Below are 12855 nucleotides of genomic sequence, written 5' to 3'. Positions count from 1 at the left end.
GTCCCCCCGCTCGAACGGAGTTGAGAGTGGGGGAGGGTGGGCACAGCCGAACCCGCAGTCGGCGACGACCCGCCCGCCCCCACCGAAGAGTTGCCGCCCCCGCCGGAAAGACCCGTCACGCGTCGTCACCCTCGCGCATCGGTACCCGCACACCGCGCTCGTCGGCGACGGTCTCGGCGATGTCGTAGCCGGCGTCGACGTGTCGGATGACGCCCATCCCGGGGTCGTTGGTGAGCACCCGGCGGATCTTCTCGCCCGCCAGCTTGGTGCCGTCGGCGACGGAGACCTGGCCGGCGTGGATGGAGCGGCCCATGCCGACGCCGCCTCCGTGGTGGATGGACACCCAGGACGCCCCGGACGCGACGTTGACCATGGCGTTGAGCAGGGGCCAGTCGGCGATGGCGTCGGAGCCGTCGAGCATGGCCTCGGTCTCGCGGTAGGGGGAGGCGACGGAGCCGGAGTCGAGGTGGTCGCGGCCGATCACCAGCGGTGCGGCCAGTTCACCGGACGCCACCATGTCGTTGAAGCGCTCGCCGGCCTTGTCGCGCTCGCCGTAGCCGAGCCAGCAGATCCGGGCCGGCAGGCCCTGGAAGTGGACGCGTTCGCCGGCCATCTTGATCCACCGGTGCAGCGACTCGTTCTCGGGGAACAGCTCCAGCATCGCCTTGTCGGTCTTGGCGATGTCGGACGCCTCACCCGACAGGGCGGCCCAGCGGAAGGGGCCCTTGCCCTCGCAGAACAGGGGGCGGATGTAGGCGGGGACGAAGCCGGGGAAGGCGAACGCCCGCTCGTACCCGGCGAGCTGGGCCTCACCCCGGATGGAGTTGCCGTAGTCGAAGACCTCCGCGCCGGCGTCCATGAAGCCGACCATCGCCTCCACATGCCGGGCCATGGACTCGCGGGCCCGGGTGGTGAAGCCGGCTGGGTCCTTCGCCGCGTAGGAGGCGAGGTCGTCGAAGTCGACGCCGACGGGCAGGTAGGACAGCGGGTCGTGGGCCGAGGTCTGGTCGGTGACGATGTCGATGGGGGCGCTCTCGGCGAGCATCCGCGGCAGCAGCTCGGCCGCGTTGCCCAGCAGGCCGATGGACAGAGGCCGGCGCGCATCCCGCGCCTCGACGGCGAGCTGGAGGGCGTGCTGGAGGGAGTCGGCGCGGACGTCGAGGTAGCGGTGCTCGATACGGCGTTCGATGGCCCGCGGGTCGACGTCGATACAGATCGCGACGCCGTCGTTCATCGTCACCGCGAGCGGCTGGGCGCCGCCCATCCCGCCGAGCCCGGCGGTCAGGGTGATGGTGCCGGCGAGGGTGCCGCCGAACTTCTTCGCGGCGACGGCGGCGAACGTCTCGTAGGTGCCCTGGAGGATGCCCTGGGTGCCGATGTAGATCCACGACCCGGCCGTCATCTGCCCGTACATCGTCAGACCGAGCTGCTCCAGGCGGCGGAACTCCTCCCAGTTCGCCCAGTCGCCCACCAGGTTGGAGTTGGCGATCAGCACACGGGGGGCCCACTCGTGGGTCTGCATGACACCGACCGGACGGCCCGACTGGACGAGCATCGTCTCGTCCTGCTTCAGCGTGCGCAGGGTACGGACCATGGCGTCGAAGGAACGCCAGTCACGGGCGGCCTTGCCGGTGCCGCCGTAGACGACGAGCTTGTCGGGGTGCTCGGCGACCTCCGGGTCCAGGTTGTTCTGCAGCATCCGCAGAGCGGCCTCCTGCTGCCATCCCAGGGCACTCAGTTCCGTACCGCGCGGCGCTCGTACGGGGCGGGGTCCTGACATGGTCTGCCTCCCAGCGGACTGATAGCGACTATTGCAGTGGATATTCACATCTTCGTCGCCTGAATAGAACTAGTCAATACATTCTTGCGCCAGCATGCGCGCGCCGGGGATGTTTGGCTTGCCCCATCGATACGGACGTCGATACGGACATCGACGCATACATCGACACGGACAACGACACCACGGGGGATGTCATGGAGCACAACAGGTCGGATCGGGTCAGCCGGCGGGACGAAGCCGTACGCGCCGCCGTGGAGCAGGGGCTGCTCCGCACCCACGCACCCATCGTCGGTCTGCTCGACGTCAACGGCATCCGCGAGTCCGCCGCCGAGCTGCGCGCCGCCTTCGACTCGGTCCTGGCGCCCGGCACGCCCGTACTGCACGCCTTCGCGGTGAAGGCGACCCCGCTGGTGCCCGTACTGCGGCTGCTGCGTGAGGAGGGGATCGGGGCCGAGGTGGCGAGCCCGGGGGAGCTGGCGCTGGCGCGGGCGGCGGGCGTGCCGCCACAGCGGACGGTGCTGGACTCACCGGCCAAGACGCCCGCCGAACTGCGCGAGGCGCTTGCACTCGGCATCGCCGTGAACGCCGACAATCCGCAGGAGCTGGACCGGATCGACGCCCTGATGAGGTCCGCGACGAGCCGGTCCCCGATCGGGATCCGGGTGAATCCGCAGATCGGCGGAGGGTCGATCGGGGCCACGTCGACGGCCACGGCTACCTCGAAGTTCGGGGTCGCACTGCTGGACGAGGGGGCGCGCGAGTGGATCGTGGGGGCGTACGCCGAGCGCCCGTGGCTGACCAGGCTGCATGCACACACCGGGTCCCAGGGCATCCCGCTGTCGCTGATGGTGCGGGGCGTCGCGGAGACGTACGCGCTCGCCGAGGAGATCAACCAGCGGGTCGGGCGGCGGCAGATCGACACGATCGACATCGGCGGCGGACTGCCGGTCAACTTCGCGTCGGACGCGACGAGTCCGACGTACGCGCAGTACGCGCGGCTGCTGGCCGACGCGGTGCCGGGGCTGTTCGCGGGGCGGTACGGGCTGGTGACCGAGTTCGGGCGGTCGCTGCTGGCCAAGCACGGCACGGTGGTGGCCCGGGTCGAGTACGCGAAGAGCGCCGGCGGACGCCCGGTCGCGGTCACGCACGCGGGCGTGCAGGTCGCCACCCGGACGGTGTACGCGCCGGGGTCGTGGCCGCTCAGGATCGCCGCGTACGACGGGAAGGGCCACCCCAAGTCCGGGCCGGACGTGGTGCAGGACGTGGCCGGGCCCGCCTGCTTCTCCGGGGACCTGCTCGCCGAGGGCCGGGCGCTGCCGCTGCTCGAACAGGGCGACTACGCGGCGGCGCTGGACACGGGCGCGTACTACTTCGCGCACCACTACGGCTACAACTCCCTCGCCCGGCCGGGGATCTACGGGTTCGCGCCGGTCGGGGGCGGTGCCAGCAGGGTCGGGGACGTCGCCTTCGCGGTCGTACGGGAGCCGCAGACCGTCGCCGAGATCGTGGCCGAATCCGGCGGGGCGCACGCCTCCGCGCTCACCACCCTCGCCACATCCGCCTCCCCCTCGGCGCGCCCTTGACGGACTCCGGGGAACATGCAGGTCAACTGCCCTGAAAACAGGCTCAGTCGACCCACCTTAGTCATCCAGCGCATGTTCCACTGGAAAATGCCAGATCTCTCACTCCTCGTGCACACGTTGCGTAGCGTCTGCGTCACTCAGCCGAACACCGGGCTGGCCGAACATCCGTCGGCCGAACGCCAGGTGGAGCGGCCGAACACCGGCCGGACAGACGCGAGCGGGACAGGCGGGAGGGGCTCAGGGTGCCCGGAATCGACGAGTGCTTACTGGAAGCCATGCGGCTGCCCGGTGCCCGGGGCGCCGCGCTGGTCGACTGGACCAGCGGGCTGGCACTGGGCACCGTCGGGGAATCCCCGGGCGGTGACCCCGAGACGATGGCGGCCGAGGCGGCCGAGCTGGCCCGGCTGGCAGCCGAGCACCGCGCCTTCGCCCCGGAGGAGGACTACGACGCCGACGCCGACGAGTTCAGCGGCGGCCGGCCGGGGCAGGAACCTCCGGTCGAGGACCTGATCATCAGCAACCGCGACAGCTACCACGTCCTGCGGTTCGTCACGACGAGCTTCGACAGCAGTGTGTTCCTGCATCTGTGGCTGGCCCGCGCGGACGGCAATCTCGCGCTGGCCCGCATCCGGCTCGGCGAGATGGCCGGACGGCTGGTGCTGGGATGACGACACTGCGCACGAACCTGACGACCCCGCCGCCACGCCTGCCGGTGCGGGACAGGGCGGCGGCCCGGCAGCGGGCGTGGGGCGGGGTCTCGCCGATGCTCGCCCGGCTCGCCACCGAGCGGGCCACGGGTGTCCTGGTCCGCGAGCGCGGCTCGCTCTACCTCGCCGACGGCCAGGTCGTGCACGCGGAGAGCCCGGCCGTACCCGGCCTCGACGTGCTGCTCACGGCGCGCGGCACGCTGGACGCGGACGGCTGGCGGGACGCGGTCGGCGCGGCCGGCGAGCTGCACCGGGTCGGGCGGTTCCTGGTGGAGAGCGGCCGGATCGGCGCAGGCGCCCTCGAGGTGTGCCACCTGGGGGCGCTGTACGACGCGGCGTACTTCGCCCTCTCGCCCAGCGGCACGCCGGGACACTTCCGGTACGGGGACACGCACTGGCTCGGCCCCGTGAGACCGGTGCCGGTGGCGGCGGTCGAGCACGAGACTCTGCGCAGGCGTGCCCTGCTGCACCGCATCTGGCCCGACCCGGCCCCCGACAGCGCCCCCCTGCTCCTCTCCGGCAGCCCGGCCGCACCGACGGTCACAGCCCGCCAGCACGCCGTACTGGCCCTGGTGAACGGGGTCCGGACGGCGGCGGACATCGCCCTGGCGCTGGCCCGCCCGACGTTCCACGCCCTCGTGGACATACGGCGGCTGGCAGCCGCGGGCGTCATCGCCCCGGAGGCCACCCCGGCCCCGATATCCGCCGACCCTGCCCGCGCCGACCCTGCCCTCGCCCCGCCACCACCGTCCGAGTCCTCCGCTCCCCCGGCTCCCCCCGGGACACTGCCGCCGTCGTTCGCCGACCCCAACATCACGCTGCTGAAGAGGCTCAGGGATGCGCTGGAGGCCCTTTGAACGGCAGCGCCCGCGTGCCGAGAGGAGACAACTCATGGCAGCCGAGGCCGAAGTCATGGACGAACTGCGCCGGTTGCGGGCCCGCGTACCCCAGCTCACCGGCGCGCTCGCGGCCAGCGTCGACGGTCTCGTCCTGGTGCAGGACACCCCCGGTGTCGAACCTGAGACGGTCGCGGCGCTCACCGCCACCGCGCTCAGTGTCGCCGTGCGGATGGCGGACGCGACCGGCCAGGGCGACTTCCGCGAGCTGCTGGTGCGCGGGGTGTACGGCTATGTGGCGACGTACGCGGCCGGCCGTACCGCCGTCCTGACACTGCTCGCCCAGGACCGCGTCAACGTCGGGCGACTGCACCTGGAGGGCCGCCGGGCCGGCCGGCGCATCGGGGAACTGGTCGACGCGGCGGCCGAGACCCGGTCACCACCGGCCGTGGCCGAACCGGCCTCCGAGCCCACCGACCCCACAGCGCCCGCAACGCCCCCCATGCCCACCGTCGCACCCGCCCCCATGCCCACCCGAACCAGAACCCCGCGCGCGGCACGCACACCGTCAACCACGCCCAACGCGCGTACCACCACGGATAGTTGAACCGGAAGCAGGAGAGGAACACCGTCATGGCCAACACCGAGACCGCGCTCAAAGAGGCGCTGACCTCCATCGAGGGCGCCACCGGAGTCGCACTCGTCGACTACACCAGCGGCATGGCCCTGGGCACGATGGGCGGCAGCAAGACGTTCGACCTGAACGTCGCCGCCGCCGGCAACACAGATGTCGTACGCGCCAAGATGCGGACGATGGAACACCTCGGCCTGAAGGGCGAGATCGAGGACATCCTGATCACGCTCTCCACCCAGTACCACCTGATCCGCATGATGAAGGGGCGCGGCGGCAACGGCCTCTTCCTCTACCTGGTGCTCGACATCAGCCGCTCCAACCTGGCGATGGCCCGCCACCAGCTGAAGAGGATCGAGGCGGACATCGAGGTCTGAGGAAGTAGTACCGACGGGCTAGACCAGTACGTCGCCGCGGCGGCGCGCCCCACCCGGGGTCGCGTCGCCCGCGGCGATTCCCGTGGTGCGGTAGGCCTTGACCGGCTTGCCCACCGGAGCTCCGGAGCGCGGGCCGAGCCAGTCGACCCGCACCCAGAGCAGTACGTCGTCGGCGCGCTCGCGGCGGCCCAGCCAGGCGGCCTTCAGCCGCAGCCCGGTACCGGCCCCGGCGAGCAGCAGCCCAACCGCCGCAGGTACGACGAAGGAGCTGCCCAGTGCGGCGGCGAAGGCGAGCAGCAGCCACCAGCGGTGGCCGCGGCGCCAGTTGCGTACCGTCACCGCGCGGTCCTGGAGCACATCGTGCCTCCCGGCCCGGGCGGGACCGGCGGCGAGCGCGGTGTAGCGCCCGCTCCGCAGGTACGCGACGACCCCGGCCGCGATGATGAACAGCGCGGCTCCCGCCATCACCCCTATCCGGCGGCCGGTGATCCCCGGCAGCAGTACGCCGATGCCCGCCGCGAACACTCCGAACCACCACATGGGCGCCGCTCCCGCCCGTACGACCACAGCCACCCGCGCCAGCCCCTGACCTCCGCGCGCCACGTCCGCCTCCCGGTTCCTCCAGCCCGCACAGCTCTGCCGGAGCGGGAGAGTAGCGAGCGAACGTGAGACGAGTCTGAGAGCCGGGGACGAGTGCGCGAAGGACCCTCGATGAACCCGCGCGGGCCTGCCTACTCGACGAACAGTCCCCGGGCCGCCGCCCTCGCGTCGAACTCCTCCAGGCGGGCCTGGGCGTCCGGCAGGTCGTCGCACATGGCCTCCAGCAGCACCCGGCCCAGCAGCATCGGCGCGCAGGCGGTGTCGAAGGCGAGGCCGGTACCGACGGCGGCCGGCAGCAGCAGGTCGGAGACCTTCGCGACCGGCGCGAACGCCGAGTCGGCGACGGTGACGACGGTCAGCCCCGCGCTCTTGGCGTAGGCGAGGGTGTCGACGACCTCGCGCGGATGCCGGGGCAGCGCGAAGCACAGCAGGGTCGTGGCGCCCGCCCGTACGGCGGCGTCGATACGGTCGTGGATCATCGTGCCGCCCTCGTGGAGCAGCCGTACGTCCGGGTGGACCTTGGCGGCGAAGTAGGCGAAGCCGTACGCCTGGGACGCGGCGGCGCGCAGCCCGAGGACGGGCAGGGGGCGGGACGCGGCGAGCAGCCGCCCCGCCCGGTGCAGGGGGCGCGGGTCGGCGAGCACCTCGGCCAGGTGCCTCAGGTTCTCGATCTCGGCCTCGACGGCCTGCTGGTACTCGTTGTACGAGCCAGGCTCGGCGCCCTGTTCGGTGGGGGCGACCTCGCGCAGGTGCTTGCGCAGCGCCGGGTAGCCGTCGAAGCCGAGGGCGACGGCGAAGCGGGTGACGGACGGCTGGCTGACGCCGGCCAGCTCGGCCAGCTCGACGCTGGAGAGGAAGGGCACCTCGGAGGCGCGGCGCACCATGCTGTGCGCGATGCGCCGCTGCGTCGGGGTGAGCCGGTGCCCTTCGAACAGTGTCTGGAGCCGGGCGGCGGGGCTGTCGGGAAGGTGTCCGCCCATGCCCACGTCTCCGCCCGCACCCACGTCTCCGCCCGCACCCACCTCTCCTGCGGCGCCCACCTCTCGCGCGGCGCCCTCCGTCCCCACCGTCCTCTGCATCCCCTCCGCGCCCGTACCGGCGTCCCTGTTGTCGTCCGCGCTCGGCGCGCTCGGCGTGCTCATTCCCCGCTCCCCCTCCAGATCTCCGTGAACCGGTCCAGCAGTGCCGACGCCGCTGTCACGTCGTCCGTGAGCGGCCGGTCGGCCGAGTCCGCGTCGAGGACCGACTCGGCCAGCTCCAGCGCCCGTCCGGCCGGCAGTTCCGGGTCCGGCCGCAGGTCGCGCTGGCGCAGCGCCCGTACGGCGGCGACCAGTTCGCAGCCCACGACGAGACGGTACGCGTCGCACGCGCGCAGTGTCTGGCGGGCGGCGAGCGAGGCGAAGCTGGCCTGTTCCTCGACGCCCCGGGAGAGTACAGCGTGCCCGAGCGAGGCGGGCGCGGAGAAGGCCCGCAGGTCACCGAGGGCCGCGCCGGCGGCGTACTCCAGGATCATCACCCCGGAGGCGGCGGGCTCGTGGTCGGCGAGGAAGGGGCGCAGGCGGGTGAAGGCGGGCTCGTTCAGGGTGGACAGGCGTGAGGTGGACAGCCGGGCCACCTGGGTGATGGCCAGCCTGAAGTGGTCGAGGGCGAGGGCGAGTTGGGCCTGGTAGAAGCCGCCGTGGTGGTAGGCGGTGAGGTCCTCGGGGGAGATGAGCGGGTTCTCGGCGGCGGCGTTGATCTCGATCGCGAGCACTCCCTCCAGCGCGTCCGCCGCGTCGTGCGCCGGCCCGTGGATCTGCGGCAGGCACCGGAAGCCGTACGGGTCCTGGATACGCCCGAGGGGAGGGGTGGGCCGGTCCGCGGAACCGATCAACTCCCGCATCCGGCGGGCGACTTCGACCGACCCCCGGTGCGGACGGGCGGCGTGTACGGGCGCCGCGTAGGCCTCGTGGGATCCGTCGACGGCGTGCAGCGAAAGCGCGGCGACGACCTGGGTGGCGGCGATGAGCCCGCGCAGTTCGTGCAGGGCGAGCGCAGCCTGCCCGAGGGTGAGCGCGTTGCTGCTGATCAGGGCGAGGGCGTCGTTGTTGTCGAGGGCCTGGGGCGCGGGGGCCCCGGCAGCGCTCCACCCCCGGGAGGCCGATCCACCCGTTCCCGCTACCGTTCCCGCTCCCGCTGCCGTTCCCGCTCCTTCTCCCGCGTCCGTCCCGATCCACTCGTGCTCCCCGGCCAGCGCCAGCCCCACCTGGGCCAGTGCCGCGATGTCCCCGGTGCCCACCGACCCGAACTCGTTGACCACGGGATACGCGCCGTTCTCCAGCGCCTCGCACAGGGCGGTGACGACCCCGGGCCGCAGTCCCGCGCCCCCCGCCAGCAGCTGGTTGGCGCGCACGGCGAGCATCGCCCGTACCTGCCGGGCCGGCAGTTCCGCGCCGATGGCACCGGCGTGACTGCGCAGCAGACGCAGGCCGTGGTCGGCGGCGGCCTCGGTGGGGACGGCCTCGTTGCGGTTGGCGCCGACGCCGGTGGAGCGGCCGTACACGCGGCCGGTCGCGGCGATCCGGCGGGCGACGTCCCAGACCTCCTCGACGCGTTTCATCGCGTCGGTGCCGGGGACCGGCCGCGCGGCCCCGTCGGCGAGGCGTACGACGTCGTCGACGCCCAGGCCGACGCCGTCCAGAACAACGATGCCGGTGGAGAGCGGCGATGACACCGAGGGCGTCGCATCCACGATCCGAGACGACATAAGGCGAATACTCCCCTCAAACAGGACGAAAGCCGGACGCTCGATCTTGCTTGCCGGACGTCCGTAACCTCGGATTAACACCAGGGCATTGACAATCTATTCAGACACAGAGAACTCTGCATGACGTTATACAAGCCCGGCAAGGGACACCCCATGATCCAGTTCGACGCGGTCCACAAACGTTTCCCGAACGGCACCACAGCGGTACACGATCTCTCCATCCGGATGCCGGAAGGCGGCGTGACCGTGCTCGTCGGATCCTCCGGATGCGGCAAGACAACCACCCTGCGGATGATCAACCGGATGGTCGACCCGACCTCCGGCACGATCAAGGTCAACGGTCAGGACGTCCTCCGGCAGGACGCCGCCGACCTGCGCCGATCCATCGGATACGTCATCCAGCAGTCCGGCCTCTTCCCGCACCGCACGGTCCTCGACAACATCGCGACCGTGCCGCTGCTCCTCGGCTGGGGCCGGAAGAAGGCCCGCTCCCGCGCGGCGGAGCTGCTGGAGACCGTCGGTCTCGCCGCCGACGCGGGCAAGCGCTACCCGCACCAGCTCTCCGGCGGCCAGCAGCAGCGCGTCGGCGTGGCCCGCGCGCTGGCCGCCGACCCGCCCGTCCTCCTCATGGACGAGCCGTTCGGCGCGGTCGACCCGGTGGTCCGCACCCAGCTCCAGGACGAACTGCTGCGCCTGCAGAAGGAGCTGAACAAGACCATCGTCTTCGTCACCCACGACGTCGACGAGGCCGTCCGGCTCGGCGACCAGATAGCGATCTTCCGTACCGGCGGCCATCTGGTCCAGTGCGCGGCCCCCGCCGAACTCCTCGCCCACCCGGCCGACGACTTCGTCGCCGACTTCCTCGGCGCCGAGCGCGGCCTCAAGCTGCTCTCGCTGAAGACCGTCGCGGCCCTCCCGCAGGCCCCGGCCCCCGAAGGGGCTGCCTGGACCCTCGTACTCGACGAGGCCCGCAGGCCGCTGAGCTGGCACGAGGCGGGTTCGAGCACGCAGGGCACGGACATCCCCGTGCGGCCGCTGCGGGACGGCGACTCGCTCCTCGCGGCGCTCAACGAGTCGATCGCCTCCCCCACCGGGCTCGTGGCCCGCGTGGACGCGACGGGCGCCCTCACCGGTGTCTCGTCCCGCGACGACATCCACGCGCACGCCGGCCGGGCGCACACGGAAGCCCGGACGGAAGCCCTGGCAGCCGGCCCGGAGACCACGGAATCCCAGGTCACGGCATGACCATCGACTGGTCGTGGATCGGCGACCACACCGACGACCTCACCAGCCTCACGGTCTCCCACCTGCAGGCGGCCCTCTCGGCGGTCTTCTTCGGCCTGCTGATCTCCCTGCCGCTGGCCGTGGTCGCCCACCGGGTCCGTCCGCTGCGCGGCTTCCTGCTCGGGCTGTCCAACGTCCTCTTCACGATCCCGTCGATCGCGATCTTCGTGCTCCTGCTCCCGGTGAGCGGCCTGACCCGCACCACCACCGTGATCGGCCTGACGGTGTACACCCTGGTCGTGCTGCTGCGGAACACCGTCGAGGGCCTGGACTCGGTGCCGGTGAAGACCAAGGAGGCGGCCAAGGCGATGGGCACGCGCCCGCTGCGCACCCTCCTCACGGTCGAACTCCCGCTCGCCCTCCCGGTGATCATGGCGGGCGTCCGCATCGCGACGGTCATGTCGATCTCGCTCGTCTCGGTCGCGACCTACATCGGCGACGGCGGCCTCGGCCAGCTCTTCACCGACGGCTTCCAGCGCGACTTCCCGACCCCGGTGATCGTGGGAGTGGTCCTCACCCTCCTCCTCGCGGTGGTCGCGGACGCGCTGCTGGTCGCCGTCCAGTACGTACTCACTCCGTGGACGAGGCGGCGAGCCTGACATGTACGAACTCTTCAAGGACCTCGGCTCCTGGCTGACCAGCGGCGACCAGTGGTCGGGCTACGACGGCATCGCGCACCGCCTCGCCGAGCACCTCCAGTACTCGCTGCTCGCCACCCTCATCGCGACGGTCATCGGCCTCCCGCTCGGCCTGCTCATCGGCCACACGGGCCGGGGCGCGTTCGTGGCGATCAACCTGGCCTCCTTCGGCCGCGCCCTGCCGACCGTCGGCCTGGTCGTGCTGGTGTTCCTGGCCAGCGGGCTGTCGATGTGGCCGGTGTACATCGCTCTCGTAGCGCTCGCGGTCCCGTCCATCGTCACCAACACCTACGCGGGCATGACCGCCGTCGACCCGGACGTGAAGGACGCGGCACGCGGCCAGGGCATGCGCTGGCACCAGGTCCTCCTCCACGTCGAGCTGCCCCTCGCCCTCCCGCTGATCATGACCGGCCTGCGCCTGGCGCTGATCCAGGTGGTCGCCACGGCCACCATCGCCGCGTACGTCTCCTTCGGGGGCCTCGGCCGCTACGTCTTCGACGGCCTCGCCCAGCGCGACCTGGTCCAGGTGATGGGCGGCGCCGTACTGGTCGCCGTGGTCGCCATCGCCCTTGACCTGGCCCTCTCCGGCGTCCAGCGCTTCCTCTTCCGCCACCGCCCCGCGTAACCCGAACCGGGTAAACCGAACCGCCCAGGAGTCCTTCCGATGGCCCTTCCGATGAACCGACGCGCCCTCCTCGGCGGCCTCTTCGCAGCCGCCGCCGTCCCCGCCCTCGCCGCGTGCGGCGGTGGCATCACCTCCCTCGACGAAGGCGGCGGCAGCTCGGGCGGGGGCGGCGGCTCCAGCGCCGGCGGCCTCACCATCGGCACCGCCAACTTCACCGAGAACCAGGTGCTGGGATACCTCTACGCGGCCGTGCTCGACGCGGCGGGCGTGAAGACGAAGGTCCGCCCGAACCTGGGCAGCCGCGAGATCCTCATCCCCGCGATGAAGGGCGGCGACATCGACCTCCTCCCCGAGTACCAGGGCGCCCTGCTGCACTACGTGGCCCCCAAGGCGACGGCGACGGAGGAGGGCGAGATGCAGAACGCCCTCACCATCGCCCTCCCGGCGGGCCTCCAGGTCCTCCCGTACGGCATGGCGGAGGACTCCGACGCCTTCGTGGTGACCCGCGAGACGGCGGCGAAGTACGGCCTGACCTCGCTGGCCGACCTGAAGAAGCAGAACGGCAGGCTGACGCTGGGCGCGGCGGCCGAGGTGAAGACGCGCGAGGTGGGCGTGGTGGGCCTCAAGGAGGTCTACGGGGTCGAGTTCAAGGAGTTCAAGTCGCTCGACTCGTCCGGCCCGCTGGTCAAGGGCGCCCTGAAGAAGGGCGACGTCGACGTGGCGAACCTCTTCACCACGGACACCGACATCCTGGACAACGGCTGGGTGGTGCTGACGGACCCCAAGAACCTGATCCCCGGCCAGCACATCGTCCCCCTGATCGCCGACCGCAAGGCCGACTCTACGGTCCGCAAGGCCCTCGCCGAACTCGGCAACGTCCTCACCACAGCCGACCTCACCGAGCTGAACCGCAAGGTGGACAAGGACAAGAAGGACCCGGAGGACGTGGCGAACGCGTACGCGAAGGACAAGGGCCTGACGAAGTAACCGCAAGTAGCCGCAAGCAGTCGCAAGCAGTCGCAAGTGGCCGCCCTGGGGGTCCGATGCT

Annotated in this window: 13 protein-coding genes; 9 read left to right on the top strand and 4 right to left on the bottom strand. The window is 71.7% G+C overall.

Annotation, left to right across the window (positions count from 1 at the left end; translation table 11 throughout):
- Positions 1-115: 115 nt before the first annotated feature.
- Positions 116-1780 carry a urocanate hydratase gene (gene hutU / locus OG241_RS34400; protein WP_405820926.1) on the bottom strand — a complete coding sequence of 555 codons (1665 nt, stop codon included), beginning with the start codon at positions 1778-1780 and terminating at the stop codon, positions 116-118.
- Between the two features lie 194 nt (positions 1781-1974).
- Between hutU and OG241_RS34395 the strand changes: the two genes are divergently transcribed.
- The 5 genes from OG241_RS34395 (at position 1975) to OG241_RS34375 (ending at position 5914) form a co-directional block, all read left to right on the top strand.
- Positions 1975-3363, top strand: coding sequence for a diaminopimelate decarboxylase (locus OG241_RS34395; protein WP_405826572.1), 1389 nt, complete (start codon positions 1975-1977; stop codon positions 3361-3363).
- A 242-nt stretch (positions 3364-3605) separates the two neighbouring features.
- Complete coding sequence (locus tag OG241_RS34390) at positions 3606-4031, top strand: hypothetical protein (RefSeq protein ID WP_405820924.1); 426 nt, start codon at positions 3606-3608, stop codon at positions 4029-4031.
- Positions 4028-4927, top strand: a complete 900-nt coding sequence (locus tag OG241_RS34385) for a transcriptional regulator (RefSeq protein WP_405820923.1) — start codon at positions 4028-4030, stop codon at positions 4925-4927. The genes OG241_RS34390 and OG241_RS34385 overlap by 4 nt, the downstream gene beginning before the upstream one ends.
- A gap of 34 nt (positions 4928-4961) precedes the next feature.
- Positions 4962-5513 (top strand): roadblock/LC7 domain-containing protein, encoded by a 552-nt coding sequence (locus OG241_RS34380; protein WP_405820921.1) that lies wholly within the window; start codon positions 4962-4964, stop codon positions 5511-5513.
- 26 nt (positions 5514-5539) lie between these two features.
- A complete protein-coding gene (locus tag OG241_RS34375; protein ID WP_405820919.1) occupies positions 5540-5914 on the top strand; it encodes a hypothetical protein in 375 nt (124 codons plus the stop codon).
- Positions 5915-5932: 18 nt separating this feature from the next.
- Here OG241_RS34375 and OG241_RS34370 read toward each other — a convergent pair whose 3' ends face one another.
- The 3 genes from OG241_RS34370 to OG241_RS34360 all read right to left on the bottom strand — a co-directional run bounded on the left by OG241_RS34370 (position 5933) and on the right by OG241_RS34360 (position 9260).
- Positions 5933-6517, bottom strand: coding sequence for a hypothetical protein (locus tag OG241_RS34370; protein ID WP_405820917.1), 585 nt, complete (start codon positions 6515-6517; stop codon positions 5933-5935).
- 128 nt (positions 6518-6645) lie between these two features.
- Positions 6646-7494: a MurR/RpiR family transcriptional regulator gene (locus OG241_RS34365; protein WP_405826570.1), complete on the bottom strand. Its 849-nt coding sequence runs from the start codon at positions 7492-7494 to the stop codon at positions 6646-6648.
- A 158-nt stretch (positions 7495-7652) separates the two neighbouring features.
- Positions 7653-9260, bottom strand: coding sequence for an aromatic amino acid ammonia-lyase (locus OG241_RS34360; RefSeq protein ID WP_405820915.1), 1608 nt, complete (start codon positions 9258-9260; stop codon positions 7653-7655).
- A 153-nt stretch (positions 9261-9413) separates the two neighbouring features.
- On the opposite strand from OG241_RS34360, the gene OG241_RS34355 reads away from it, so the two are divergent.
- From OG241_RS34355 to OG241_RS34340, 4 genes are read left to right on the top strand one after another with little or no spacing between them, the layout of a single operon-like run.
- Positions 9414-10505 (top strand): ABC transporter ATP-binding protein, encoded by a 1092-nt coding sequence (locus tag OG241_RS34355; protein WP_405826569.1) that lies wholly within the window; start codon positions 9414-9416, stop codon positions 10503-10505.
- Complete coding sequence (locus OG241_RS34350) at positions 10502-11143, top strand: ABC transporter permease (protein ID WP_319096788.1); 642 nt, start codon at positions 10502-10504, stop codon at positions 11141-11143. The genes OG241_RS34355 and OG241_RS34350 overlap by 4 nt, the downstream gene beginning before the upstream one ends.
- Before the next feature lies 1 nt (position 11144).
- Positions 11145-11807: an ABC transporter permease gene (locus tag OG241_RS34345; protein WP_405820913.1), complete on the top strand. Its 663-nt coding sequence runs from the start codon at positions 11145-11147 to the stop codon at positions 11805-11807.
- A 51-nt stretch (positions 11808-11858) separates the two neighbouring features.
- Positions 11859-12794 carry an ABC transporter substrate-binding protein gene (locus OG241_RS34340; RefSeq protein ID WP_405826567.1) on the top strand — a complete coding sequence of 312 codons (936 nt, stop codon included), beginning with the start codon at positions 11859-11861 and terminating at the stop codon, positions 12792-12794.
- The last annotated feature ends 61 nt before the right edge of the window (positions 12795-12855 follow it).

It is taken from the genome of Streptomyces sp. NBC_01390 (genome assembly GCF_045040105.1).
GTDB lineage: Bacteria > Actinomycetota > Actinomycetes > Streptomycetales > Streptomycetaceae > Streptomyces.
The sequence above is the reverse complement of the archived record's forward strand: the minus strand, read 5'-3'. Positions and strand labels throughout refer to the sequence as shown.